Annotated in this window: 1 protein-coding gene; it reads right to left on the minus strand. The window is 43.7% G+C overall.

All coding sequences use genetic code 11. The features are described from left to right. Positions 1–353: hypothetical protein (locus NR126_RS29150; RefSeq protein ID WP_256832495.1), on the minus strand; the 353-nt coding region annotated here is incomplete at its 3' end. Positions 354–426 lie beyond the last annotated feature (73 nt).

Below are 426 nucleotides of genomic sequence, written 5' to 3' on the forward strand. Positions count from 1 at the left end.
CGATTGCCCCAGCGGTGGCTTTCTGCTCCTCTTTCCCCTCCTTTTTTTCCTCCCTCTCTCCCCCCCCTTTTTTTTTTTCCCCTTTTCTTTCTTTTCCTTTCCTTCCTTTTTCTTTTCCCCTCTCCTCTTTTCCTTTTTTTTTTCTCCCTTTCTCTTCTTTTTCTTCCTTTTCTTCTTTCCTTTCCCCTTCCTCCCCCCCCCTCTTCTCCTTCTTTTTTTTCTCTTTCTTTTCCCCCTCCTCTTTCCTCCCTCCTCCTTCCCCTTCCCCTCTTCTCTTTTCCCCCTTTCTCTTCCTCCCCTCCTCTTCTTCCCTTCTTTCTTTCTTCTCCCCCTTTCTTCCTTCTCTTCTTCATCCTAATTCTTTCATTATCTCATTTATTCTCTTTCTTCCTTCATTTCCCTATAATTCATCCTTCATTTTTTCTC

It is taken from the genome of Pseudomonas sp. Pse1, from assembly GCF_024519635.1.
Classification (GTDB): domain Bacteria; phylum Pseudomonadota; class Gammaproteobacteria; order Pseudomonadales; family Pseudomonadaceae; genus Aquipseudomonas.